Source organism: Vibrio sp. YYF0003 (assembly GCF_036350715.1).
Lineage (GTDB): Bacteria > Pseudomonadota > Gammaproteobacteria > Enterobacterales > Vibrionaceae > Vibrio > Vibrio natriegens.
The window spans coordinates 1,207,203-1,233,257 of record NZ_JAZDWA010000001.1; the positions used below are offsets into that span (position 1 = coordinate 1,207,203).

Here is a 26,055-nt window from a genome sequence, read left to right on the forward strand (position 1 = left end):
GAACTCGGTTCACGGCAATTTGGCTTCCCTGCATTTCCAGCAGGTACACTCTGTTTTTACCTTCTTAAAGCTTCTGTTCAGGCGAGTGTGGAAGAGAATAAGAAAGGTGAAAAATGCAACCTCACAACAGCTTCTCAATTAATCTCAATCAGCAAAAAATCATTGCTAAAAAGCGTTTAAAGGCAATTCGTCAACGTGACTTCAATACGCTGGGTCTCGTTAAACAGTTTCACTCCCAACCCGACACTCTATCTTTCGAGTCTATTCAGCTTGCTGATGTTCAACATGCTTTAGCAAGAGAGCTCGGCTTACCGAGTTGGAATAAACTAAAAGCTCACGTGGAACGTTTAGAATCGCATAAGAACGCTATCGCTAAACGAGAAAAAGCGTTAGACAGTGGCCTGAGTACGCTCCATGTTCGTTGTGGGCATGATATTCAGGAAAAACTTAAAGAGAGCGGCTTTGAAGGCCAGTTTCTCCCAATGATTGATCCACTATGCATGGGCCCTATTCCTAAAGCTGAGCAATCATTTTTAGCCATACGTGCTCAGTTCGTTGTTGATACGCTGCTGCCCGTTATGGGCCATAAAGAATCTGTTCAAAACATCGCTCAGCAAGAGCAGCGTAACGTAGAGACTCTGCTAGACGATAAGTTTGAGCGCATCGTATTTTGGGTGGAGCATGATAGCTATGATCAACTCATGTTGATCCGTTGCCTGACTTATCTTGAGAACGTAAAAGATAAAGTCATTGAGATCATTGAATTGAACCAATTCCCCGGTACAGAACGTTTTATCGGTTTTGGACAACTACCCGCAGAGGCGATTCGTTCATGCTGGCATGATCGCAAGCCGATAAACGCAAGATTAATGAGCCAGGCCAGTCGGTGTTGGCAATCTCTCACAGAAGAAACGCCAGATTCTATTGTCTCTCTATTAGATCAACATGAGTTGGATTGCTTACCAAATATAAATGCAGTTCTTATGCGGCATTTGCGCGAGCTCCCCCATTCAATATCAGGGTTGAGCTTCACTCAGCGTCTCTCATTAGATGCACTAAAGGAACAAAGCAACGCGATTTCAGTGAGTAAGTGGTTTCAGCTTTATCAGCAGAGCGAACCTTTGCCCTACCTGGGTGATGTGATGTTCTACGCACTGGTCCTTCCTTTAGCGACCAATGAGAAACCACTGATAACAGTAGACTCGTTAGAAAAAAACTGGTGGGAGCAACAAGTGTGTATAACCGAGCATGGAATACAGTGCTTAAACGGTAATGTTAAATTTGAGCAACAATATTGGGTTGGTGGAATTCCAAACAACAACAAAAGCCGTTGGGAGTGGGATCATCTGCAGCTATCTAGCCTGTCCCATGTTCAATGTTGATACGGCGCTGAATTTACCAACTTAGTGGCTAAAGATAACAGAGCGATGCGAATAGTGAGATAAATGTATTGCTCTAATTATCGACTACTAATGCGCATTATATAAACAAGTTTCAGTTGCATATTTAGTCCCACATTAATCAGGGGTGAATAATCACGAGTTCAATATGCAACCAAAACATAGAACACCAAAGTGTAACAATAGGTGAACATTAGTTTTATACTCGATAAAAGTGTTAAAAAACAGCCGTTACAACCAGCCTTAAAGTTAAATAACTGTTAAAATAATATTTTTTATGGTGACCGTGGTCACATCTACCGACCAAGATTAGGTTTTTTCTTTCGTGTTTTTTCACTCCGCTGCTAACCTGCACGCCACTTTGAAGTGAACTCAGAGTGCATAACTATAAGGAGTGTTCTCATGAATACCAAGAAACCGATGTCGCTTACCAGCCGTGTTATTTTCGGTATGGTGGCGGGTATCTTGACAGGATTTGCAATTCGCACACTTTTTGCTGACAACGGATTTGTCGACGCATACATTGTTAATGGACTATTTGAAGTTGGTGGACAGATCTTTGTCGCCAGCTTGAAGATGCTAGTAGTACCTTTGGTATTTGTATCACTCGTTTGTGGTACTAGCTCTCTTAAAGACCTATCTACTTTAGGTCGCATGGGTGGTAAAACCCTAGCTTTATACATTGCAACAACGGCTGTCGCTATCACACTTGCTCTGACTATGGGCACCGTGTTCCAGCCAGGTGCTGGCGCTGATCTTACTGCGGTAAGCTCATTCAAGTCAGCAGAAGCACCGTCTTTGGGTCAGGTGATCATTGATATGTTCCCGACTAACCCAATCAGTGCAATGGCTGAAGGTAAAACACTTCAAGTTATCGTGTTTGCCGTTTTATTTGGTATCGCGATCAGTGCTGCTGGTAAACCAGGCGAGCGTATCGCTGCATTTTTCTCAGACTTGAATGAAGTGATCATGAAGCTGGTTGCTATTTTGATGAACCTTGCACCATTTGGTGTGTTCTTCCTGATGGCGAAGCTGTTTACTGGTCTAGGCTTAGGTGCAATCCTAAACCTTGCCGAGTACTTTATCGTTCTAGCTGGCACACTGCTGCTACACGGTCTGGTAACGTACAGCCTAATGTTGAAAGGATTTACTGGCCTTAGCCCAATGACCTTCCTGCGTAAAATGGAAGATGCTGTGATGTTTGCGTTCTCTACTGCATCATCAAACGCAACCATTCCGGTTACTATGGAAACAGCAAAACACCGCATGGGCGTAGAAAACCGTGTGTCTTCGTTCACTGTACCACTTGGTGCAACCGTGAACATGGACGGAACGGCGATCATGCAAGGTGTCGCTACCGCGTTTATCGCACAGGCATTCAACATTGATTTAACCATGGGTGACTACCTGATGGTTATCATGACGGCGACTCTGGCATCTATCGGTACTGCTGGTGTTCCTGGTGTTGGCCTTGTCATGCTAGCGATGGTACTAAACCAAGTAGGCTTGCCTCTGGAAGGTATCGCTCTGATTATGGGTGTTGACCGTCTACTGGATATGATTCGTACCGCAGTAAACATTACTGGTGATAGCGCAGTAACGGTTATTGTTGCTAAATCAGAAGGTGCATTGGATGAAGCTCGCTTCAACGATCCAATGGCCGGCGCAGCCGAAGAAGAAGTGCATCTTAAACGCGCTGACGCTTAAACCGTTTACGGTTATCCTGTCTAAAACAAAGCCCCGATGGAAACATCGGGGCTTTGTTCATTGAGAAAGATTGATTAAGCAATCTTAAAGACTTTTAGTCATTAGCCATTAAATTCAGTTTCGCTCTGGCTTGTTCTTCATGCTCGGACGTAATAGCGTTGCCAACCGTGTTCGCAGCCAATGTAAGCGCTGCCATATCATCAGTGAATCCAACGCCAGCCAGCACATCGGGCACCATATCCGTTGGGAGAACGAAATACGCTAATGCCCCACCAAGAATCGCTTTATGGCGAACAGAGGTATTGGCGTCTGTCATCGCGAGCCAGGATTTAATCCCCATCACAGCAAGCTCTTCACCCGCTTTTCTGACCGAGTTTTTCATCTTGCGCCAAAACGTTTTCTCATCTGGCGCTTTTAGTGTTTCTTCAACGGCGTCATTAGGCGCCGACTTTAAAGACATGGCTGTAGTCATCGTTGCCTCCGGTAGTTATGACTCTGGCGCTAATACTACGAGCCAGAACCTGAACACAGGATTAACAACAGAGATCATCGTAAGTAACCGGTTTAAAGGAAAATAAAAAATCCCCAAACTTTAGTTTGGGGATTGAAAGCTATTTGGCCGAGAACGAACGTTTTATTTAGCTATCTTCTCTAGTACACGCATCAGCATCTTGATGCGTGGCTCGACAGACTCTAGAAGTAAATATTCCTGCTCTCCGTGGAAGCCAGCTCCGACGGAGCCAAGACCATCTAATGTCGGAACGCCCAGAATAGCGGTATTGTTCGCATCAGAGCCACCACCTACTTCTTTCCAATTGATATCAATTGCAAGCTCACTGGCAGCCTCTTCAACCAATGCCATTAAACCTTCGGTTTGTACATTCGGTAACATCGACGGTTTATACGCTTCTCGATCTAACTGAATGCCCACCCCATCAACAAACGGAGTTTTAGCTAAACAGAGCAGCTTGGTATCGACATCATCGTACTCTTCGTTGCTCCAGAAGCGCACATCGACGATCGCTTCAGCCTGAGCAGGTACTATATTTGCCCCGTTACCACCCGACACAATACCCACATTTAACGTCGTGCCCGAGTTAAAGTTGGTCATGCCGTTAACTGCAAGAATCCAGTTGGCCATTTCGGTAATCGCACTACGGCCATTCTCTGGCTCGTTACCCGCGTGAGCAGCTACACCATTGAAGGATATTTTGTAACGCGCCATACCTTTGCGTGCTTTCACCAAACCACCGTCTGCACGTGCAGCTTCTGCGACCAGCACATTCTTGGCACTTTTTGCTACTGACTGAATCCAATCGACTGAATAAAGTGAGCCCGTCTCTTCATCCGGATTCATGCAAATACAAATCGACAGCTTTTCTAATACTGCTGTATCCAGATTTCGCATCGCATAAACGATGTTTAGCAAACCAGACTTCATGTCCGACACACCCGGACCGTACGCTTTATCTTCATCCACAGACATCGGACGCTGCTCTGCCGTCCCTACAGGAAAAACCGTATCTAAATGGCCAATCAGCATCACATCGATCTGTTCTGCCTCAGGCATGTTACGAATTTCTAACCCTATCCCTGCTCTACCGCAATCAACTCGCTTAACACTCCAACCCAACATCGCATGAAACTTTGCTTCAAACTGAGAAGCAACAAATTCAATACCATCGGTAGTGTAAGTTCCGCAATCGACGTTAATTAATGGGCGTAACTCTTCAAGGTATTCATTGAGAGAAAACTGCATGTTTTACTCCTAAACAAACAAGTTCATGACCAACATTGCGCCAAATGCGTTCATCACTGAGATAGCAATCATGATTGGAATGTAACGACCTTCAGTGCCAATAGGACCCATAATCCGTCCCATGTATTGAACCTGCGAGCCCATCAGGTAGATTGCAGGCGCAAGAATCGCGATGTGGGTGCCATTAAGAATCCCTTGGTCAAACAGCGTGATAACCACACCCACAGCGCCACCCATTGACATCCAAGCGCCAATAAGTACGGCAGCCGCTTCACCTGGCAAACCAAATATCGCCATCACCGGAGAGAAGACAGTACCCATGAGATCCAGTGCGCCGGTGATCTGAAGTGCTTTGATAATTACAAATGCCATAAGAACGTTTGGTACCGTCGAAGTCGTCGCGATCACCCAACCTTTCTTTGCACCTTCAACGAAAATATCTGTCACCATAGGCTTGCTTGCTTTTACGTCACCCATTACGCGATCTCCTCTTTCAAGTTCTCAGTTTTGTTTTGCTCTTGTTTGTCTTCTTTACCTTCTGTGATGTTTAAGTAGATGCGGAATAAGTTTGCTCCAATAATCTTAAACGCAAACATGACCACAACCGCCAAGCCGATAGAAGACGTTACAGCCAAAGAGCCATCGGCCATGGTCAAAGTAAATAGCACGGCACCTGATGAGAAGAAGTTAACGATGGTTGCACCTGCAGTGAACTGGAACATAGTAAAGACATCGGTTTCACGTTTGGTAAGATGACCTTCATCTTTAAGTTGACGCGTCATCGCTGCGCCAGCATCGGTACTTTGAAGTGAAGCAATAAGGGCTAGACCAGAGTTGCCCGGAATGCCTACCATTGGGCGTAGTAGAGGAGTCAGCAGTTTGCGCGCCGCATCTAGTGCACCGCAATGCTCAAGAACATTGATCATGCCTAAAGCAAACATCACAGTTGGGATAAGAGTAAGCGCAAAAATAAAGCCATCTCGAGCACCGCTACCGCCTGAACCGCGAAGCGTTGTTGTCGCAACTTTTACACCGTCGGCCGTTTCAGTGACACCAGACGCCACCTTACCGAAAGAGCCATTTAATGTGGTGAAGTCAAACACGCCGTACCATTGGTTTGATTTCAACATACCAGAGAAAAATACGATAGCAAACGCGAGTGCAAGATAGCACCCAAGCGTCACCTTTCGCTCAGTTTGAACAGGGGTTTTCATAACGTTACCTAAACATGTGGAATTTGATACATATGTTTACCTGAACAATGAGTGATAAATATGATTAATATCAATAAGAGTAACGGGCTGATTAAATATTAATTAACCATACTTTATTTTAATATTTGATTACAATTTAAACTTTAAAATACATGATGATGAGTTTTGCAGTTTTTAATTTGGCATTAACTTGTTGGTAAATTAGATCCAGAATTTGAAATAAAAAGCCCTTCTTTGCAAAGAAGGGCTTTTAACTATTTATTGATCGCTTGTGAATTACCTATCTCGACCGACAAAAGCAACCACTACCTTGTCACCAGCAAGAGTACGAGAGAAGACATATGCTCCTTCCTGAGCGATTACGTGATGCTTACCCGCTCCAATCGCAGGGTGTGCTTTTCGGAACTGTCCTAGAGTCTGCCAATGTTTCAGCAACGATTGTTTGTCGTCAGTCAGATCCCATACCATGTCAGAACGAGTCCCTTGGTGGAAGTCGTCTGCATATGGGCCAATGTTACGCCCCACTTCATCGCCATAGTAAACCTGAACAGCGCCTGGGCTTAACAACAGCGCATTCGCTGCGTTACGCTGCATGGCGTAGTCTTTAAAGCGTGAGAAGAATAGCTCGGTGTCGTGAGAAGACATATAGCTGACCGGGTTAAAGTCTTTCTCCTTGGCTATTGTGTCGGCATAGCTTTGGTAGGTGTCAGCCATCTGACTGAAACAGGCTGCGCCTTTATCAAGTTTCTTCTGCATATCAAAATTGATCAGCGCGTCGAAGCCATCGTCAAAGTAAGGGCTGCGATATGCGGTGTGTCCCCATACTTCGCCCATCATCCAAAACGGTTGACCTGATTTACCGTTTTCTTTACGCCACTGCTCTAAGCTTTGAGAGGCTTCTTGCTTCAGGCGTTTCCAAACGTCACCTTCGACGTGTTTTACGGTGTCGACGCGATATCCATCAATGCCAAAGCGCTTCACCCAATCCGTTTGCCATTCAATTAGGTAGTCCGACACGGTGTAATTGTCACGCGCCTTAACACGCGTACCCGGATTATCGAGCAGCCATTGTGGTGGTGTCACGGCTTGCTCCGACTCCGTGATCAAGTCCGGCAGCCCGGCAAGCGACATAGTGATATCGCTGCTGCCCGGCTCAGGATAGCCCGGTAAACCTGCTCTTACCCAATCACCACCCCACCAGTTAGCCCAGTTCGGACTTTGGTAATCAATATAATGGTGGTAGCTGTGCCAGTTTTCACCACTCTTTGGTTGCCAGTTCGCCCATTTCTCTGGCAAATCAGCGCCCGGTTTGAGCACTTCGATACCATCAAACTGTAAATCGGCAAGTGTGGAGTAACCGGTGTGGTTGATGACGGCATCCATCAGCACTTTTAACCCGCGTTTGTGCGCTTCTTCCACTAGCGTCTTTAAGTCAGCTTCACTGCCGAAGTTTTCGTCGATCTTAGTAAAATCACGCGTCCAGTAACCGTGATAAGCATAAAATGGGAACGAGCCACTGTCGCCACCGCCAACAAAACCGTGTACCTGCTCAACAATCGGCGATAACCAAATGGCATCTGTCCCCAAGCTTTTGATGTAGTCCAGCTTATCAATCACTCCTTTGAGGTCGCCACCATGGAAGGTGCCGATTTCTTCTTTCCCGTCTTTTTTACGCCCATAGCTAGCGTCATTGCTGCTATCTGCGTTGTTGAATCTATCAACCATCACAAAGTAGATATTGGCATTTCGGTAGTTAAACGGAATTGCTTGCTTGGTTTTCTTCATCGGCTCAAGAAGTACGATTCCACCTGACGCTTGGTCTGGCACCAAAGAGACTTGTTGATTTTTCACTTCGACTACCTGCCCTGAGTAAGCATCCCGCAATTTGGTTCCATCGGGGAAACTATCACCCAATGCAATGGACACTTCGCCACCTTGATAAACTTCACACTGGACTTTTGGGATCGGGCGTTTGAACTCAGTCTTCGCCGCTTTCTTTGGTTCTCGCTTAAACAGAAGTGTTTTTGCCTGCTCATCATAGGCAAACGAGTAGTCACCGGTAAAACGTATTTTCAGCGCAAGTTCTGTCGGCTCTCCACAGTTCAGTGAAATGGGTGTATTGAACTTTACGTTTTGTCCGTCGGGCGCGGTACAATTTCCCTCAATACCGGTTATTTTTAGTGTGTAGCCGTCTTTGGTAAGCGGCACGACTAAAGGTTGCTCGGCACTGAGTGGAAAATCGCGGCTGTTCGTTGTGGTAGATATGGTGATATTGGGTTCAGCAATAGCACTTGCCGAGGCGAGTAATAATGTCGTCGTGATCAGATTCAGTTTCATCGTTCTATCCATTGATTGCGTACGTAACCTACGCAAATTTATTAGTTTTATTCACACTAATAGTAAATGGATGAAAATTTGAGCACATCATTCTAATAGACTACGCCCTAAAGCTTGGATTAACTCACATTTTTGCTTTATCAGGGCGTAGTTTGATATTTCTACAAATGAACGCTGCCTAGATTTCGCATTTGATTCATCGCCCATCTGGTGCGGCGCTGTGTATAGTCGCTTTGTGGGTAAACTTTTATACGATAAGGATTAGGCAACACCACGGCTAATTGCGCCGCTTGCCACTTCGACAATCTATCTGAGCTTACGCCAAAGTAGTTCTGAGCAGCCGCTTCTGTACCATAGATACCCGGGCCAAACTCAACCACATTCAGGTAGACTTCCAGAATGCGCTCTTTGCTCCACATCGCTTCCATAAGCAGTGCAAAGTAAAGCTCATAGGCCTTACGCACATAAGAATGGGCAGGAAACAAAAACACATTCTTGGCGGTTTGTTGGGTAATCGTGCTTGCTCCGCGGGATGGGCCATTTTCGTCCGCATTCGCTATCACATTAAACAGAGACTCAAAATCGACGCCATAGTGCGTCGGGAATTTTTGGTCTTCTGTTGCAATCACAGCAAGCTGCATGTTTTTGGAGATTTGCGACAAAGGCACCCATTCATGCTGACTGTGGTCAGGATAGTTTGTTGGAGGTGAGACAAGGCGACTGAGTTTCCAGCCCCAAATTGGAGGATCGATAAACTTTACCGCTCCGACCATAACAATAGGGGCAAGCAACAGTACCAACACGACTTTAATTAGAAATGACTTTAGCCTTTTGATCATTCTCAGTATCCCGACAACGCTCCGCTTTAAAAGCAAGCGAGCAAGATTGCCGTATTCTGCAAAGAACAACAAGTTTCTGAGGTTAAAGTTTGGTCAAAAAAAGCCCGATTTACATTGTAAAGCGGGCTTGATGTTTTCAGTGGCGCTTATTTAGCAAGCTTGTAGAACACCGTTGATAAAGGTGGGATGCGCAATCCAAGAGATTGTGGGAGCGACTCGCTTTCGATCGCTTCAGTTTCAACACTCTTGTGAACCTTGAAGCCACTGCCACCGTATTTGCTGTCATCGGTGTTAAGCAGAAGATCGTATCGGCCTTCATTCGGAACGCCTAAGCGGAACTTCTCATGTGGCACTGGCGTAAAGTTGGTGATAACCAAAATACGCTCACCGTCCTCACTAATACGCTCATGAGCCAGAATACTCGCATCCGCTTCATCTTGAAGACGCCATTCGAAACCAGCAGGAATACAATCTTGATCGTGCATAGCTGGTTCAGTTCGGTATAGATGGTTTAAGTCACGAGTCAGATCTTGAACCCCTTTGTGACGTTCAAACTCCAATAAGAACCACTGCAGTTGATCATCATGGTTCCATTCCGCTGTCTGACCTAATTCTGCGCCCATAAAGTTAAGCTTTTTACCTGGCTGGCCGTACATATGGCCGTAGTAAGCACGCAAGTTAGCGGTTTGTTGCCATTCATCACCAGGCATTTTGTTGTGGATAGAGGCTTTGCCATACACCACTTCATCGTGCGACAGTGACAATACATAGTTCTCACTGTGTGCGTAAATAAGCGGGAACGTGATGGTATTGTGGTGGTATTTGCGATGAACAGGATCTTCTTTCATGTAAGAAAGACTGTCGTGCATCCAACCCATATTCCACTTGAATCCGAAGCCCAATCCGCCCATGAATGTTGGCGCAGACACACCTGGGAATGCCGTCGACTCTTCAGCAATCGTCATAGCATTCGGGAAGTGTTTGTACACCTCCTCGTTCATCCATTTTAGTGTCGCAATCGCTTCATAGTTTTCGTTGCCACCATCGACATTCGGAATCCACTGATCATGACTGCGTGAGTAGTCAAGGTAGATCATGGACGCAACAGCATCGACTCGAATACCATCGATATGGAATTGTTCGAACCAGTACAAGGCATTCGCGACTAGGAAGCGACGGACGTGCTCGCGGCCGACATCATAGATATACGAGTTCCAGTCTTGGTGCCAGCCGCGACGTGGGTCTGGATCGTGGAACAAAGGTGTGCCATCGAAGTTTGCCAGACCATGGTCATCGGATGGGAAGTGCGCTGGTACCCAATCGAGAACCACGCCAATACCCGCCTGGTGACAAGCATCAACAAAGTATTTGAAGTCATCTGGCGATCCATAACGACTGGTTGGAGCAAACAGTCCCACTGGCTGGTAACCCCAAGAGCCGTAGAATGGATGTTCAGAAACTGGCATCAGTTCAACGTGGGTGTACTCCATGTCGACCAAATATGGCACTAAGTGTTCAGCCAGTTCACGGTAGTTAAGAAACTCACCCTGCTCATTGCGTTTCCAGGAGCCAGCGTGTAGCTCATAGAAAGACAACGCTTCACTGCGCTTTTCCGTTACTGGACGACTTTGCCATTGCGTATCCTGCCATTGGTAACGGTTGTGGTCGTAAGTGATGGATGCGAATGACGGGTACTGCTCTGAATAAAAGCCCCATGGGTCTTGCTTATGAGGCAACCCTTCTCCATGTGGACCTTTTAGTTCGTATTTGTATTGTACACCTTCTTCTAAGCCAGGAACGAACAAGCCCCAAATACCGTAATCGAGGCGTTGCATTGGCTGACGACGGCCATCCCACTGGTTAAATCCGCCGATCAAACTCACGGCTGACGCATGTGGTGCATAAACTAGGAAACGAACGCCAGAGATATGTTTACCTCCACGTTCTAGAGTGACAAAGTGCGAACCCATGTAGTGATACATGTCTTTCGGTGTGTGCAGGTGTTCGTACTCTTGGTAAATATTGTGGTATTGGTACGGGTCGTCAATGATTTGTTCAACGCCATTCCAATCTACAGCTAAGCGGTAATGTGTAAGGTGTAAATCGCGTTTTTCTTTGAGAATAAAACCGCTGTCACCTTCGCGTTCAAGGGCAACTCTTGGCTCCCCTTCAACCAATAATTCAACTTTATCTGCGCCCGGCATCCAGACTCTTAGGGAACCTTCACCATCATCAATAAATGGCCCCAGCGTCGCAAACGGATCCGAGTAAGAAGCCTGAGCTAGCAGTTCATAGGCACGTTCATACTTTTTCTTTGTTCTCTTTATTTTATTTGTTTTCGTGTTTTTCAAACCTTTCTCCCTAAAACCAATATCCACCTTAAACACACCGAGTTTAAGAAAATATTGGCTTGCACAGCCAACATTGTAAACTTACTAAAAAGCACTGCTTCGAACGTCAATGTTTGCAAGCAGCATCAAAAAACGAAAATGCCCGCTATTATTGCGGGCATAATAACAGTACTCCATCCTAACGGATTGTTTTTATAGAATGAGTGACGTAGATGGAAATTTCTTACCTAAGAGCAAACAAATTTATAATCAGCTCGCTTTCTCACTCATTCTATTCGTCCTTACTTGCTTGCCTGGGCGCGGACTTCCGTTAAACGTTTTGCAATTCGATTCACATCTTCACGACTGAAAATTTCGTCAAGGTTCATCGACAGCTTACGACGCCAGTTTGGATACTCATCAACAGTACCAGGGATATTGACCGGTTGATCCATCTCTAGCCAGTCTTCCAGCTGAACACTAAGCAGTGCAGAATCACCTGCTGCAACATGCAGTTGGAGCGCTTCGCTTAAGTACGAATCCATAGGTACGAACTGCGCATCATGGCCAATGCCTTCAGGCAGATAACCATGCCAGCGAACGCTATCCAGAATGCCTTGCTTGCACTTCAGGCGATCAGCAAACAGACCTTCTAGTTGCTCTTCGTCTGGGTACAGACCAATCTCACGACCCATTTTCAAGTCATCACAGTGCCAGAAACCGCGTAGCGTTGGCATATCGTGCGTACACAGTGCCGCCATAGATTGCTCAGCATAATGCTTAGGAGAAATGAAGCCGCCGTCGTCTTTTGAGGTTTCAAAGAAAAACACTTTGTATGAGTGCACACCAGCATCGCGAAGAATATCGACGATTTCATCTGGCACCGTACCTAAGTCTTCACCAATCACTGAACATTGATGACGATGTGACTCAAGCGCTAAGATTGCCAGCATGTCTTCTACTGGGTAGTACAGGTAAGCTCCTTCTGTTGCCTTCTCGCCTTTTGGAATCCACCACAGACGCAGCAAACCAAGTACATGGTCAATACGTAGCGAACCACAATGCTTCATGTTGGCACGCAGCAGTTGGATGTAAGCGTCGTAACCCGTTGCTTCAAGCACTTGTGGGTTTAGTGGAGGCAGCCCCCAGTTTTGACCTAGTGGGCCCAGTACATCTGGTGGCGCACCAATACTTGCGTCCAGAACAAGGTTACCTTCGTCAGCCCAAGTTTCACTGCCAGAATCCGCTACGCCTACTGCAAGGTCACGGTACAGACCTACAGACATGCCTTTTTCTTCTGCAAGTACTTGAGCTTCTTTGATTTGATCATCAGCGATCCACTGCAAGTACATGTACAGGTGAACGCGGTCTTTTTGATCTTTAATGTATTTCTGCGTTCCTGCCGACTCAAATGTACGGTATTTTTCAGGGAACGCTGGCCAACCCCACATATTTGAGTCTTCAGCGTGTAGATCAGCATGGATTGCATCAAATGCCGCTTGATGTAACAAGCTGTCGCCGCCTTTCTCTACGAATTCTAGGAATGCACGTGCACGGTCTGTATTCTTGTCCAGATGACGCGCTTTGAACTCGCTAAACAGTAAAGGCAGTACGCTCATTTTAAGAGCTGAGACTTCGGTGTAATTAACCCAATGAGAATCACGAGCTTTTTGTAGACGCTGCTGGAATTCAGCACTGCCAACTTGTTGCTGCGCTTCTGCACTCAGAGCGAATTCCGGTACGGATACCACATCAATATACATGATGTTCAACCAGCGGCGAGAAGACGGGCTGTATGGGCTCGCACCTTCAGGGTTTGCCGGGAACAACGAGTGAATTGGGTTCAGGCCAATGAAGTCCCCGCCACGCGAAGCAATGTCACTAACCAGTTGCTTAAGGTCTCCGAAATCACCGATACCCCAGTTATGCTGAGTACGCAGTGTGTAAAGCTGAATACTCGGGCCCCAAAGCTTTTTGTGTTCGTTAAGCGCATCTTGTTTGTAACAAGCTTTTGGAGTGATGATCAGCGACATTTCATAAGGCGTTTTACGACGCTTACGACTGATGATCAGTTTGTGATAACCCCATGCCAAGTTCTTTGGCAATGCAAACACTAGAGGGCCACCCTCAGCACGTTCATCACGAACAATTTGAGACTGAAGATAGCCTTCAAGTACCTCTCCTTGCTCTGTTTCTAAACGCCAGCTGAATTCACTCTCACGAGCACTCGTACCTAGGTTTAGTTCCACTTCGACAGGCTCGCCGTCGCGTAAAACAAGAACAGGGGCTAGTACGTCTTTCTTATGCTTCTTCTCAGCAGAAGCCAATAGTTTTTCATCGCTGCTAGTATCGTAGCCAAGTGAAGCGAGCAAACGGCGCAGAGTCTCATCAGACACTTTAGCCTCATCTCCCCATGCACTGACGTAACTGTCAGCCAATCTCGCCATTTCCGCGACTTTCTTTAATGCTGTTAGTTCTTTCATCGCTTTCTCCGAAGGTAATGCAAACACCTTCCATGTAGGGTTTTATTGTTATCAATAACTTATATTTGAAAATAACCAAAGGTAGCGCAGGGCTACCTTGGTTTTTACTTGTCTATTAACGGTGAACCGGTTCTAGTTTCCAGATGTTGTTCACATAGTCTCGAATTGAGCGATCTGACGTGAACTTGCCAACGAGGGCGGTATTAAGGATGGCTTTCTTAGCCCAACCAGCCTGGTCTTTGTATTGCTCGCCCATATCTTCATGCGCTTTCACGTAAGACGCGAAGTCTGCCAGACATAGGTACGGGTCACCACCATCAAGCAGGCTGTCGTACGTTGCACGCAATAGACCCGGCTGACCTGGTGTGAATTCTTCACCGACAAGAAGATCCATTGACGCTTTTAGTAGATGGTCCGCATTGTAGTAATCAAACGGGTTGTAGCCTTGAGCTTTCAGCGCTTTCACACCTTCAACATCCAGACCGAAGATGTAGATGTTCTCGTCACCCACTTCTTCACGAATCTCAACGTTCGCACCATCCATTGTACCGATAGTAAGAGCACCGTTTAGCGCCATCTTCATGTTACCAGTACCTGACGCTTCTTTACCTGCTAGCGAGATTTGTTGTGATACATCCGCCGCAGGAATGATGATTTCTGCCATGCTCACGCGGTAGTCAGGAATGAATACCACTTTAAGCTTGTTACCGATGCGAGGGTCGCTATTGATCTTCTCTGCAATTTTGTTGATTGCGAAGATGATTTCTTTCGCTAGGTGGTAACCCGGTGCTGCTTTCGCTGCGAAGAATACAACACGTGGTACACAATCAAACCCAGGCTCGTTAAGGATGCGATGGTACAGAGACAACACGTGTAGCAAATCTAGGTGCTGACGCTTGTACTCGTGTAGACGCTTGATTTGAACATCGAAGATCGCATTGGTATCCAGCTCGATACCCATGTTCTCTTTCACCCAGTGAGCCAGGCGTTCTTTGTTCTCTTTCTTCACTGCCATGAATTCTTTTTGGAATTTCTCGTCAGTAGCGTATTTCGCGATGCCTTCCAACAACTCCAGTTTCGCTGGCCATTCGCCACCGATCTTGTCAGTAATTAACTGAGACAGACCTGGGTTACAGAACTTCAACCAACGACGCGGAGTAATACCGTTCGTCACATTGTGTAGACGAGTCGGGTACAGCTCATGGAACTCAGGGAATAGGTCTTTCTTAACCAATTCAGAGTGAAGTGCTGCTACACCATTAACCGCGTATGAACCGATTACACTCAGGTTAGCCATACGTACCATGCGGTGGAAACCGTCTTCGATGATTGACAGTTTTTGCTGTTTCGCAACATCACCAGGCCACTTAGCACGAACTTCTTGCAGGAAGCGGTGGTTGATTTCGTAAATGATTTCCATGTGACGTGGAAGCAAGTGCTGAATGAGCGACTCTGGCCATGTCTCTAGTGCTTCTGGAAGTAATGTGTGGTTTGTGTACGCGAATGTGTGCGAACAGATTTCCCACGCCGCTTCCCAAGACAGACCTTTCTCATCAACAAGGATGCGCATTAACTCAGGAATAGCGATAGTTGGGTGCGTATCGTTAAGCTGGATAGTCTCTTGCTTTGGCAGTTCTTCTAATGAGTAGCCTGCTGCTTCGTGGCGGCGAAGAATATCGCGTACTGACGCTGCAGAGTGGAAGTACTGTTGCATTAGACGAAGTGTTTTACCTTTCTCGTGGTTGTCATTCGGGTAAAGCACTTTAGTGATGTTGCCTGCGTCGATCAGCGCATGCTGAGCTTCGAAGTAGTTACCATTGTTAAAGCTAGCCAGTGAGAATGGTGCAATTGCCTGACATTCCCAAAGACGCAGTGGGTAAACCGTTTCTGATTCGTAACCTACGATTGGTAGATCCCAAGGCATCGCTTTTACTGTCATGCCTGGAACCCATTTACGAACTTCTTTACCGTTCTCGTTGACCACTTCAACATGACCGTAGAAGCCGATTTCTTGAGCAAGCTCTGGACGAGCCACTTCCCAAGGGTAACCTTCTACGCCACACCATGCATCTGGTGCTTCTTGTTGACGGCCATCTTTGAAAGATTGCTTAAATAGACCGTATTCGTAGTGTAGGCCGTAACCCACTGTTGGGTATTCTTGTGCGGCACATGAATCCATGAAACAAGCTGCCAGACGGCCAAGACCGCCGTTACCTAATGAAGGATCGCGCTCTTCTTCAAGAAGATCCGTTACGCTATGACCCAATTCAGCCATTGCTTCTGTTACTTGCTCGTACAGACCCATGCTGATTAAGTTATTGCCCGTTAAACGGCCAATTAGGAATTCTAGAGAAAGGTAGTTAACGCTCTTAGCACCTTTGATTCGAGGATCTTCTTCAGTAGCAAGCAAATCAAAAGTAGTGATCTCCGCTAGAGCACGACCCATTGCTAGGTACCATGCGCGGCTATCTGCGTTTTCAACAGTATGTGCGTAAGTCACTGATAGGTGTTTCTTTACGCTGTCTTGGAACGACTTTTTATCAAATTTTTTCTGTTGTGTAGGTTTCATTAAGAAATTCTCACGTCTTTTAGTAATTCATCTGCCATATATCGTGCATTTACCGGTGTGAATAAACATCCTCCTGTTTCTCCTCCTTTGAAGGAGGAGGAATGAGGGCGTAGAGGGGGGTACAACCGATCAGTTAGTGATCTGAATCTCAACAAAGCTTTTTACGCTCCGCTTCTTAGTGATTTCGATCACAGGCGAATATGAGAAAAGGCTAAAATTTACTCATGAAGTTTTTAAGACACTGTCGAAGCACGATGTAAATTTTGTCTTAGCGATCACACTCCCCTTGTTCACAAACACAAAAATTACATATCCATCGTGCAATAATTCCTACAAGGCATAACAAACCAGCCCAATAAAGTGATCAAACTCACAAATGCAGGGCGTAGTTGGTGCCATTTCCCTCATCTCGTGAGAATTAGGAAGTGGATCAAAGTAAGGTGTAATAGCGATGTCGTAACATCCCACTCGATTTATATTTTTGTTTACTTTTTAAACAGATTAAAATTTGGTGACGAAAACCGTTTTCAGATTTCGCTAGCTTACATAAATTAAGGACATAACGAATAATGTGGATTCCATCTAAGCTCACTCGCCCAGGCCGGTTACATAACGCCATTGTGCGTCCAAGAGTGCTGGACTTACTGCAACAAGCGCCTTATTACAAATTGGTTTTGTTTCGCTCACCTGCCGGTTACGGTAAAACAACAATGGCAGCGCAGTGGCTGTCGGATAAGCCTAATGTTGGTTGGTACAGTATTGATGACAGCGATAATGACGGCTTCCGTTTTGTCAATTACCTGTTGCAGGCATTAAACAAAGCGACAAACTTCAGTTGTTCTAATGCACAGAAACTGGCGGAAAAACGCCAAATATCCTCTTTACGCTCATTGTATAGCGAGCTGTTTGCCGAAATGGCTGACTTTCATCAGGAATGTTACGTGGTACTCGATGACTATCACTTAATCACCAATGATGAAATTCATGAATCGATGCGCTTCTTTTTAAAGCACATGCCAGACAACTTAACCGTCGTCGTCACAAGCCGTGCGACACCGCCATTAGGTACTGCAAACCTGCGTGTGCGTGACTTGATGATCGAAATCGGCAACGACATGTTAGCCTTCGACACAGAAGAAACGACCCGCTTCTTTAACCAGCGCATCGCTGACGGTATTGATGAAGACATGGCAAACAGTCTGAGAACTTATGTTGAAGGCTGGCCTTCTGCGTTGCAACTTATCGCTCTTCAGGCGCAGCATCAAAACCGTACCTTGGCGCAGACGGTAGAGTCTGTTTCGCAGTTCAACCATGCACATCTTTGGGATTACCTGGTAGAGGAAGTATTTGATCTACTCGATCATGAAACCCGCCAATTCCTGATGCAGGTTTCGGTTCTGGATCATTTCAACGACGAGTTGGTATTCGCGTTAACTCAGCGTGAAGATGCACTCGGTATGATTGAATCCCTGAATCGCTACGGGTTGTTTATTTACCCTCTCGAGGGTGAACATAACTGGTTCCGATTCCACAACCTGTTCGGTGAGTTTTTGTCTCATGAACGCCAGGCTCGCATTCCTCAGCAAGAAAAAGATCTACATCGCAATGCTGCATTAGCTTGGTTACAACAAAAATCGCCTCACCAAGCAATTCACCACGCTCAGAAATCTGATGATAAAGATTTAGTGGTTGAAATTCTTAACGAATTTGGCTGGAAAATGTTTAACCAAGGCGAGTTGAGCACCTTGGAAAATGCCATTCATCAGCTTGACTCAGAACTGCTGTTTAGTCATCCAAAACTAACGATGTTACGCGCATGGCTGGCTCAAAGTCAGCACCGTTACAATCAGGTTGGTCAGTTGCTTGAAGAAGCAGAAGCCGAGCACCAAAAGCGCGATATTGAGCTGGATGTCCACTATCAAGGTCAGGCCAATGCGCTACTAGCACAGGTTGCGATTAACAGTAACCAGCCAGAAAAAGCACTTGAGTTAGCAGAACTTGCACTCAGTGAGCTTGATCACACCATCTATCGCAGCCGAATCGTGGCGACCTCAGTCGTTGGTGAAGTCAATCACGTACTGGGTAAGCTCGATCGCGCATTACCGATGATGCAGCAAACGGAAAAACTGGCTCGCCAGTATCAGGTTTATCATCAGGCGTTATGGGCGATTCTACAACAAAGTGAAATATTGATTGCCCAAGGCTATGTTCAGGCTGCCTTTGAATTGCAAGATTCGGGTTTCCGTCTGATTGAAGAGCATCAGCTTCAGCACGTGCCTTTGCATGAGTTTTTACTGCGTATTCGTGCGCAAGTGCTTTGGTGCTGGAATCGTCTGGATGAAGCCGAAGAGTGTGCTTATAAGGGTTTACAGATCTTAGAAAGCCATTCGCCAAGCAAGCACTTACATAGCTATTCTATGCTTGCACGTATCGCTGTTGGACGTGGAGAGCTCGACAAAGCAGGTAAGTTTATAGAGCATATTCAACACTTGATGAAGCAATCAACTTACCACGTTGATTGGACGGCGAACGCATCATTGTCCCTCATCTTATTTTGGCAAGCTCGCGGCAATATGGATGCAATACAAGAGTGGCTCAACAGTGCAGTTCGTCCAGAATCTGCGTGTAACCACTTCTGTCAATTGCAGTGGCGTAATATTGTTCGTGCGCACATTAATCTTGGTCAATATGACGAAGCTCGCCAAGCGTTGAATTTTCTACAAAGCGAAGCGCATCGCAGTAACTTAGTCACTGACACGAACCGCAACTTAGTTGTTGAAGCGGTATTAGCCGCGCGTCAGAAAGATGAAGAACAAGCGAAAGCCTTACTTAAAGAAGCATTAGTAATGACCAACCAGACAGGTATGGTTGGAAACTTCTTGATTGATGGCGCAACCATTGGCGGTTTGTTAGAGAAGCTTAGCCTGCGCCACGAGTTGGGCGATTTAGAACGTCACCGCGCACAGCAACTGATGAAAGACATTTCATCAAATCAGCGCAGCCGTTCAATTCACTTCGATGAAGACTTTATTGAGAACTTGGTGAACCACCCGAACGTACCAGAGTTAGTGCGCACTAGCCCGCTCACTCAACGTGAGTGGCAGGTGCTTGGATTGATTTACTCGGGCTTCAGTAATGAACAAATTGCTCAGGAGCTTGATGTCGCTGGAACAACCATTAAAACCCATATCCGTAACCTGTATCAGAAACTGAACATTGCGAACCGTAAGGAAGCGATTATCACGGCAGAAAACCTACTGCAATTGATGGGTTACTAGAAGAGATAAACCACTGAGTAGCTTAAAACGAAGGGTTGGCGTGAAAGCGTCAGCCCTTTTTATTTAGCTTGTGCTTTCAGCATTGCACTTAGTAGCCTGAGCTGCGGTTGAGCAGAAATAGCCTTTTATTCAGACAAAAAAATAGCCAATCGCAATAATCGCGATTGGCTGATATTTAATGTGAACAATCTGTATTCACTAACAACGTCAGTTGGCTAGGTGACCCTCGGCTTAAGAAGGGTCGCGGCGTATTATGCATAAAGCGTGCCAAAATTGAAAGCTTTATTTTTGGCTCAATATCTCATATGAAAGCGCTCTAAAACATTATCTGTAGCAAAACGAAAAACGTCGTTGCATTTAGCAAATGCAATTTGCAAATAACACACTCCAAACACAATTATTGAGTGATACCTTAATACCTAAACAAAACATCTAAACTTAGAACAATAATCAACCGGTTAGAGAGGGATTTATCTCGTAATAACAATACTATTTCATACTTTTTTACCAGTAATGTTTGTATACTCTGCCCCATCATCAGAAATCAACAGTATGAAAATGAACTATCTAATTACTTTCTTTAAAGGAATGGCAATGGGTGCAGCCGATGTGGTTCCCGGCGTCTCTGGCGGCACTATCGCTTTTATTACAGGCATTTACGATACCTTGCTAGAGAGCATTCGACGCATCAACCCAAGGCTTTTATCCATCTGGAAAAGAGAGGGAACGAAAGCAGCGTTTAACCATATCAATGGTTTTTTCCTTATCACGCTGTTTTCCGGTATTTTCGTTAGCATTGCAACCCTCGCGAAACTGATCACCTGGCTTTTGAACACGCACCCTATTCCAATCTGGTCATTCTTTTTTGGGCTGATTTTGGTTTCGGTTTACCACATCGTGCGTCAGGTAGAAAAACGCGACGCTATTCGTTTCATTACCTTATTAGTTGGCGTTGCATTCGCTTACAGCATTACGGTGCTTAAGCCACTGCATATGGAACCGACAATGGTGAATACGCTGATCGCTGGCTCTATCGCTATCTGTGCCATGATTCTGCCGGGCATTTCAGGCAGCTTCATTTTGCTGCTCATCGGCATGTACACTCCCGTATTAGCGGCAGTAAAAGGCTTCCAAGTAGACATTTTGGCGCTGTTTTTAGCAGGTTGTGTTATCGGCTTACTGACGTTCTCACATTTGCTTTCTTGGTTATTGCGCCACTTTAGAGACGCAACATTAATGTTCCTAACCGGGTTGATGATTGGCACACTGCCTAAAATCTGGCCATGGAAAGAAACATTAACCTGGCGCACAAACTCAAAAGGTGAACAAGTTCCGTTACTTCAGCACAACTTGACGCCGTTTGAGTATGAACACATAACTTCTCAGCCATCACAACTGGTTATCGCCATTGTCATGATGCTGGCCGCGATAGCGCTGGTACTTAGCTTGGAAAAGTTCGCAGATTCAAGTAAATAAATGTCTTAATTTCATTACGGAGCCGATGGCTCCGTTTTTTTCTAATCTACTAAGGTAAATACATTTTCTCGGAACTTGTCTCGTTGAGCATCGCCCAGGTGTGCTACGATGCAGTTCTTATTAAGTCATAACTGCTGAACCTTAATGAAACTGTTGAATATCACTGGTGTCGCTGTGGCACTGGTCGCGGGGTTTTACGCCCCGACGCTACTTAAAAGTTTGTCGACCTCCTCTGAACTCAAACCGCTTGATGAATATTGTTTTCTATCTACGGAGGCCTGCGTCCAACAAGACGTAACCATGACACTTAATGTCGATAACACCCAGCCCTTAGTCCCTGCACTGCTGACCGTAGAATGGTCTGACAGCGAAGCGGAACAACTCGTATTGAGCTTGTCAGGACGAGAAATGGAAATGGGTGAGCCTAAGTTTTTATTAAACAAGGTGTCTCCAGGAAAATACATGGGTGAAGTGGTCTTGCCGGTCTGTACTCAAGAGTCAATGACTTGGGTCGGAGAGCTCACCGACGGACAAGACACCATTTATCCCGCCATCAAAATGCAAAGGTAAGGAATCATTATGAGCCGCAACTGGTCCCTATTTCTCGTGGTCGCTTTCGTACTCGGATTTGGCGCTAAAAGCTATTTAGACAGCCAAGAAGCGATCCCAACCGAACAAACTGAGCCAGCTAAGTCAGAGCAGACGGTGTTATTTGGCGAAAATGACCAGCCAGTCAACATTTTCGATGTCAATGACCCTCGTATTCGTATTGTGTACTTTGGTTTCACACGCTGTCCTGACGTTTGTCCAACCTCTCTGGCCATGCTAGCAGGAGCACTCAACCAAATTGACGATAAACAAAAGGCCCAGCTACGCCCAATGTTTATCTCTCTCGATCCTGAGCGCGATGAAGCGGATGCATCGGCAAAATACGCACACTACTTTCATCCTATGATTGAGGGGTTATCTGCACCGCTAGACATCACGACTCCGCTGGCACACAGCTATGGCGTTATTTTCCGCAAAACAGAATTAGAAGGCTCTGAGCTGAAATACACACTGGACCACAGCTCCTACTTCTACTTCTTGAAACCTGACGGAACCTTGATCACCAAAGTTCCTCACACGCTGACGCCTGCACCGATCGTCGAGGCAATCTCACAACTCACATCAAACGATACGTCGACGAAAAGCTAGTCAAGTCACAGAACTCCTGGTAACGACGCAGCACTGCAACGATTAAGCGATAGAGGCTCCTCAATAGGAGCCTCATTTATCTCGCTCTATTCTTACTGGCTATTTGTTTCAAAGTATAATTCTGTGCTATACCCCTCAAATGTACAGGTGCATTTACGCTATACATTAGTCTCCAAGTTCCAGAGGTAGACAACTACATGCTGAAAGGTTTCAAACGTATTTTAAAGTTCCTGACTCAGGTAAATCCAAACATGGATCAGGATGTCGACACGATTATTGCCGCGATTGGTGGTATCGAGAATGTCGTTGAAACAGGCGCTTGCGCCACACGTTTGAGGTTGACTCTGAAATCGACGGCAGTCGTTGATCAAAAAGCGTTGAAACAACATGGCGCTCACGGCGTAGTGGTTTTAGATGATAAACATATCCAAATCATCTACGGGCTGAAGGCAAATAGCTATTCACAGATAATGGAAGAGCGAATGAGCAGCCAAAGTTAGCTCTGGCAGCATGAGTTTCGCTACCGCAAACGAATGAGAGCGACTATACTCTCCCCGTCTTATTAACGAACCCAATTATCAACCAACTAAAGAGGACACAAAATGATTGTAATGCAAAACACACACTGGGCATCGCAAGGGTAAACGTCCAAAAGTTCAATTGGTGGCTTAGCCACAACCTCCCTTCTCTGCCCGGTTTCTCCGGGGTCAAATCTATCCGAATTAGACCCTAATGCAATTTGTATTAAGGCGCTTTGTTGCGTCTGGGATAATTCAACAATGAATAAAACACACTCTTTTTTTGCAACACTGACTTCAACCAGCAACCCACTCAAGCGTTTAGGTTGGAAACCGTTCTTTCAGCAGCAGCTGACTTTAGACGATTATGAAAACACGCAATTTGCGCGAGTGATTGCACATCATCGCAGTGGCTACTTATTGGCCAACGAGGACGGTAACATCCATCTCAATGCTCACTCATCTTTACCTAGCATGACGGTTGGTGACTGGGTCGTCTTAGATCAGAACCAACAGTTTGTTCGCTTACTTGAACGACGCAGCCTGTTCAGTCGTAAAGCGGCAGGTGACAAAGTGGCAGAGCAACTTATCGCCGCGAACGTTGATACGGTATTTATTGTTTGTTCACTGAATGACGACTTCAACTTAAGCCGTATTGAAAGGTATTTGACGCTAGCACATGAAGCCATGGTAGAACCGGTCATCGTTCTGACTAAAAAGGACCTATGCGATAACCTTGATGAGATAACAAGCCAAGTACAGAAATTGGATCACCTTTTAGCTATCGAGGCCGTAAACGGTTTAGACACTGACAGTGTTGCTAAGCTAATGAACTGGTGTCATGAAGGGCAAACAGTCGCGTTTATTGGATCGTCTGGCGTTGGCAAATCGACGCTCGTAAATGCATTGCTTGGGCAGGAGGAGCAAGCAACCCGTCATATCCGTGAAGATGACAGTAAAGGCCGACACACCACAACGTCTCGCTCAATACACCTTTTGCCATCTGGTGGTATTTTAATTGATACCCCTGGAATGCGTGAACTTCAGTTGGCAGATTGCGAAGCAGGGGTCAGTGAAACATTTTCTGACATCACCCAGCTAGCTGAACATTGTCGCTTTGGCGATTGTCACCACGATTCAGAACCGGGCTGCGCCGTTCAAGCCGCCATCGAAAATGGGACATTGGAACAACGTCGCTTAAAAAACTACCAAAAGCTATTGAGGGAACAAAGAAATAACGGAGCGACTCTAGCCGAGCAAAGAGCTAGAAACAGACAGTTTGGAAAAATGGTTCGCAATACGATGAGTGAGAAGCGTAAACGCTATCAAGATTACTAACGCTTTGACTTTCGTCGGTCAATTCAATTTAAGGAGACATTTGTCTCCTTTTTAATAACTTTGTTAAAAAGCATCATTCATAACCACCAAATTATTGCAACACAAACAACTTAATTTAATAACATTCAGCAAACATTTAATCCAAAAACAAACTAAAACTAGACACAAAATATTACCAAGTTAAGATATGGGCGGTTCAGTCAGAGAATGACTGACTATATAAAAACAGGATAATTGATAATCATGTGTCTTAGTGACCAGAAGCAATGCTCACCCCTTATTTAATAAGGGCATTATCGCCGTGTAATGTGTAGTTATTATTCAATCACTTAGGCATAACATTGCAGGAATGATGTATGCAACATAACAGCCTCGTTGCCCGATATGCTCGTGGTAACCTCGTTCTCCAGATCCTTGTCGGTATTGTCTTTGGTGTTTTACTTGCAACAGTTTCACCAAGTCACGCTCAAAGCGCTGGAATGATTGGTAGCCTTTTTGTTGGAGCGCTTAAAGCGATTGCTCCAATCCTAGTATTTATTTTGGTTGCTGCGTCTATCGCAAACCAAAAGAAAAACCAACACACTTATATGCGTCCGATCGTTGTGCTTTACCTATTGGGCACATTCTTCGCAGCGCTATCTGCCGTGGTTCTAAGCTTCCTTTTCCCAACCACTTTAACGCTTGTAACCGGCGCTGAGGGTGCTACCCCACCACAAGGTATTGCAGAAGTTCTACACACACTACTATTTAAAGTGGTAGATAACCCAGTAAACGCTCTAGTAGAAGCAAACTACATCGGTATTCTTGCTTGGGGTGTTGGTCTTGGTCTGGCGCTGCATCACGCTTCAGCCACTACTAAAGCGGTTTTCGAAGATCTAAGCCATAGTGTGTCTCACATCGTACGCTTTATTATTCGTCTAGCACCATTTGGTATCTTCGGCTTGGTAGCTTCAACGTTCGCAACAACAGGTTTCAGCGCGCTAGCGAGCTACGCTCACCTGCTAGCAGTACTGTTAGGTGCAATGTTTATCATCGCATTGGTAGTAAACCCTGCGATCGTTTACTTCAAAACCAAACAAAACCCATACCCATTGGTTTTCCAATGTCTGCGTGAAAGTGGTGTAACAGCATTCTTCACTCGTTCAAGTGCGGCAAACATCCCTGTGAACATGGCGTTGTGTGAGAAGCTAAAACTGGATGAAGACACTTACTCAGTTTCTATCCCTCTAGGCGCAACCATCAACATGGCGGGTGCTGCTATCACTATCACAACACTAACGTTGGCTGCAGTTCACACTATGGGTATTGAAATTGACCTATTGACGGCATTACTTCTGAGTATCGTTGCAGCGGTATCTGCATGTGGCGCTTCTGGTGTTGCAGGTGGTTCTCTACTACTTATCCCTCTTGCTTGTGGCCTATTCGGTATCTCGAATGACGTAGCAATGCAGGTGGTAGCGGTCGGCTTTATCATCGGCGTTATTCAAGACTCAGCAGAGACTGCTCTAAACAGTTCTACAGACGTTGTCTTCACTGCCGCAGTTTGCCGTTCAGAGCACCAAAAAGAACAGCAATAATCGAATTACGAGTCAATAGACAAATAAAATGGG

General features: G+C 45.6%; 18 protein-coding genes. 9 read left to right on the forward strand and 9 right to left on the reverse strand.

The genetic code is table 11. The features are described from left to right. Positions 1–113 precede the first annotated feature (113 nt). On the forward strand, positions 114–1,382 hold the full coding sequence (locus V1U08_RS05325) for a DUF1835 domain-containing protein (RefSeq protein WP_330470109.1): 1,269 nt from the start codon (positions 114–116) through the stop codon (positions 1,380–1,382). A gap of 420 nt (positions 1,383–1,802) precedes the next feature. Beyond that, positions 1,803–3,107 (forward strand): dicarboxylate/amino acid:cation symporter, encoded by a 1,305-nt coding sequence (locus tag V1U08_RS05330; RefSeq protein WP_065303984.1) that lies wholly within the window; start codon positions 1,803–1,805, stop codon positions 3,105–3,107. Between the two features lie 94 nt (positions 3,108–3,201). Here V1U08_RS05330 and V1U08_RS05335 read toward each other — a convergent pair whose 3' ends face one another. The 9 genes from V1U08_RS05335 to V1U08_RS05375 all read right to left on the reverse strand — a co-directional run bounded on the left by V1U08_RS05335 (position 3,202) and on the right by V1U08_RS05375 (position 16,638). Beyond that, a complete protein-coding gene (locus V1U08_RS05335; protein ID WP_330470110.1) occupies positions 3,202–3,579 on the reverse strand; it encodes a YkvA family protein in 378 nt (125 codons plus the stop codon). A gap of 162 nt (positions 3,580–3,741) precedes the next feature. Next, positions 3,742–4,866 carry a M20 family metallopeptidase gene (locus V1U08_RS05340; protein WP_330470111.1) on the reverse strand — a complete coding sequence of 375 codons (1,125 nt, stop codon included), beginning with the start codon at positions 4,864–4,866 and terminating at the stop codon, positions 3,742–3,744. Positions 4,867–4,875: 9 nt separating this feature from the next. Then, on the reverse strand, positions 4,876–5,343 hold the full coding sequence (locus V1U08_RS05345) for a YjiG family protein (protein WP_020333469.1): 468 nt from the start codon (positions 5,341–5,343) through the stop codon (positions 4,876–4,878). Continuing rightward, a complete protein-coding gene (locus V1U08_RS05350) occupies positions 5,343–6,080 on the reverse strand; it encodes a nucleoside recognition domain-containing protein (protein ID WP_065298078.1) in 738 nt (245 codons plus the stop codon). The genes V1U08_RS05345 and V1U08_RS05350 overlap by 1 nt, the downstream gene beginning before the upstream one ends. A gap of 276 nt (positions 6,081–6,356) precedes the next feature. Further along, positions 6,357–8,417, reverse strand: a complete 2,061-nt coding sequence (locus V1U08_RS05355; protein ID WP_330470112.1) for an alpha-amylase — start codon at positions 8,415–8,417, stop codon at positions 6,357–6,359. Positions 8,418–8,578: 161 nt separating this feature from the next. Further along, positions 8,579–9,256 carry a monofunctional biosynthetic peptidoglycan transglycosylase gene (mtgA, locus tag V1U08_RS05360; RefSeq protein ID WP_014234984.1) on the reverse strand — a complete coding sequence of 226 codons (678 nt, stop codon included), beginning with the start codon at positions 9,254–9,256 and terminating at the stop codon, positions 8,579–8,581. 146 nt (positions 9,257–9,402) lie between these two features. Then, on the reverse strand, positions 9,403–11,607 hold the full coding sequence (glgB, locus tag V1U08_RS05365; protein ID WP_065300529.1) for a 1,4-alpha-glucan branching protein GlgB: 2,205 nt from the start codon (positions 11,605–11,607) through the stop codon (positions 9,403–9,405). 281 nt (positions 11,608–11,888) lie between these two features. Then, positions 11,889–14,069, reverse strand: coding sequence for a 4-alpha-glucanotransferase (malQ, locus tag V1U08_RS05370; RefSeq protein ID WP_020333474.1), 2,181 nt, complete (start codon positions 14,067–14,069; stop codon positions 11,889–11,891). 115 nt (positions 14,070–14,184) lie between these two features. Further along, positions 14,185–16,638 carry a glycogen/starch/alpha-glucan phosphorylase gene (locus tag V1U08_RS05375; RefSeq protein ID WP_065300531.1) on the reverse strand — a complete coding sequence of 818 codons (2,454 nt, stop codon included), beginning with the start codon at positions 16,636–16,638 and terminating at the stop codon, positions 14,185–14,187. 569 nt (positions 16,639–17,207) lie between these two features. On the opposite strand from V1U08_RS05375, the gene malT reads away from it, so the two are divergent. The 7 genes from malT to sstT all read left to right on the forward strand — a co-directional run bounded on the left by malT (position 17,208) and on the right by sstT (position 26,022). Further along, the gene (gene malT, locus V1U08_RS05380) at positions 17,208–19,916 is read left to right on the forward strand and encodes an HTH-type transcriptional regulator MalT (protein ID WP_014234988.1); all 2,709 of its coding nucleotides are present in this window, start codon (positions 17,208–17,210) and stop codon (positions 19,914–19,916) included. Between the two features lie 558 nt (positions 19,917–20,474). Then, the gene (locus V1U08_RS05385) at positions 20,475–21,392 is read left to right on the forward strand and encodes a DUF368 domain-containing protein (RefSeq protein WP_239946787.1); all 918 of its coding nucleotides are present in this window, start codon (positions 20,475–20,477) and stop codon (positions 21,390–21,392) included. A 144-nt stretch (positions 21,393–21,536) separates the two neighbouring features. Continuing rightward, positions 21,537–21,962, forward strand: coding sequence for a hypothetical protein (locus V1U08_RS05390; protein ID WP_329354287.1), 426 nt, complete (start codon positions 21,537–21,539; stop codon positions 21,960–21,962). 9 nt (positions 21,963–21,971) lie between these two features. Beyond that, on the forward strand, positions 21,972–22,589 hold the full coding sequence (locus tag V1U08_RS05395) for an SCO family protein (protein WP_330470113.1): 618 nt from the start codon (positions 21,972–21,974) through the stop codon (positions 22,587–22,589). Between the two features lie 197 nt (positions 22,590–22,786). Then, a complete protein-coding gene (locus V1U08_RS05400; RefSeq protein WP_020333479.1) occupies positions 22,787–23,089 on the forward strand; it encodes a glucose PTS transporter subunit EIIB in 303 nt (100 codons plus the stop codon). 279 nt (positions 23,090–23,368) lie between these two features. Next, entirely contained in the window at positions 23,369–24,445 is a 1,077-nt protein-coding gene (gene rsgA / locus V1U08_RS05405; RefSeq protein WP_330470114.1) for a ribosome small subunit-dependent GTPase A, read from the forward strand. A 356-nt stretch (positions 24,446–24,801) separates the two neighbouring features. Continuing rightward, positions 24,802–26,022, forward strand: a complete 1,221-nt coding sequence (gene sstT / locus V1U08_RS05410) for a serine/threonine transporter SstT (RefSeq protein WP_014234994.1) — start codon at positions 24,802–24,804, stop codon at positions 26,020–26,022. Positions 26,023–26,055 lie beyond the last annotated feature (33 nt).

Coding starts and splice junctions, on each gene's coding strand:
- V1U08_RS05325 (WP_330470109.1), top strand. CDS start 114: ATGCAACCTCACAACAGCTTCTCAATTAATCTCAATCAGCAAAAAATC.
- V1U08_RS05330 (WP_065303984.1), top strand. CDS start 1,803: ATGAATACCAAGAAACCGATGTCGCTTACCAGCCGTGTTATTTTCGGT.
- V1U08_RS05335 (WP_330470110.1), bottom strand. CDS start 3,579: ATGACTACAGCCATGTCTTTAAAGTCGGCGCCTAATGACGCCGTTGAA.
- V1U08_RS05340 (WP_330470111.1), bottom strand. CDS start 4,866: ATGCAGTTTTCTCTCAATGAATACCTTGAAGAGTTACGCCCATTAATT.
- V1U08_RS05345 (WP_020333469.1), bottom strand. CDS start 5,343: ATGGGTGACGTAAAAGCAAGCAAGCCTATGGTGACAGATATTTTCGTT.
- V1U08_RS05350 (WP_065298078.1), bottom strand. CDS start 6,080: ATGAAAACCCCTGTTCAAACTGAGCGAAAGGTGACGCTTGGGTGCTAT.
- V1U08_RS05355 (WP_330470112.1), bottom strand. CDS start 8,417: ATGAAACTGAATCTGATCACGACGACATTATTACTCGCCTCGGCAAGT.
- mtgA (WP_014234984.1), bottom strand. CDS start 9,256: ATGATCAAAAGGCTAAAGTCATTTCTAATTAAAGTCGTGTTGGTACTG.
- malQ (WP_020333474.1), bottom strand. CDS start 14,069: ATGAAAGAACTAACAGCATTAAAGAAAGTCGCGGAAATGGCGAGATTG.
- V1U08_RS05375 (WP_065300531.1), bottom strand. CDS start 16,638: ATGAAACCTACACAACAGAAAAAATTTGATAAAAAGTCGTTCCAAGAC.
- malT (WP_014234988.1), top strand. CDS start 17,208: ATGTGGATTCCATCTAAGCTCACTCGCCCAGGCCGGTTACATAACGCC.
- V1U08_RS05385 (WP_239946787.1), top strand. CDS start 20,475: ATGAACTATCTAATTACTTTCTTTAAAGGAATGGCAATGGGTGCAGCC.
- V1U08_RS05390 (WP_329354287.1), top strand. CDS start 21,537: ATGAAACTGTTGAATATCACTGGTGTCGCTGTGGCACTGGTCGCGGGG.
- V1U08_RS05395 (WP_330470113.1), top strand. CDS start 21,972: ATGAGCCGCAACTGGTCCCTATTTCTCGTGGTCGCTTTCGTACTCGGA.
- V1U08_RS05400 (WP_020333479.1), top strand. CDS start 22,787: ATGCTGAAAGGTTTCAAACGTATTTTAAAGTTCCTGACTCAGGTAAAT.
- rsgA (WP_330470114.1), top strand. CDS start 23,369: ATGAATAAAACACACTCTTTTTTTGCAACACTGACTTCAACCAGCAAC.
- sstT (WP_014234994.1), top strand. CDS start 24,802: ATGCAACATAACAGCCTCGTTGCCCGATATGCTCGTGGTAACCTCGTT.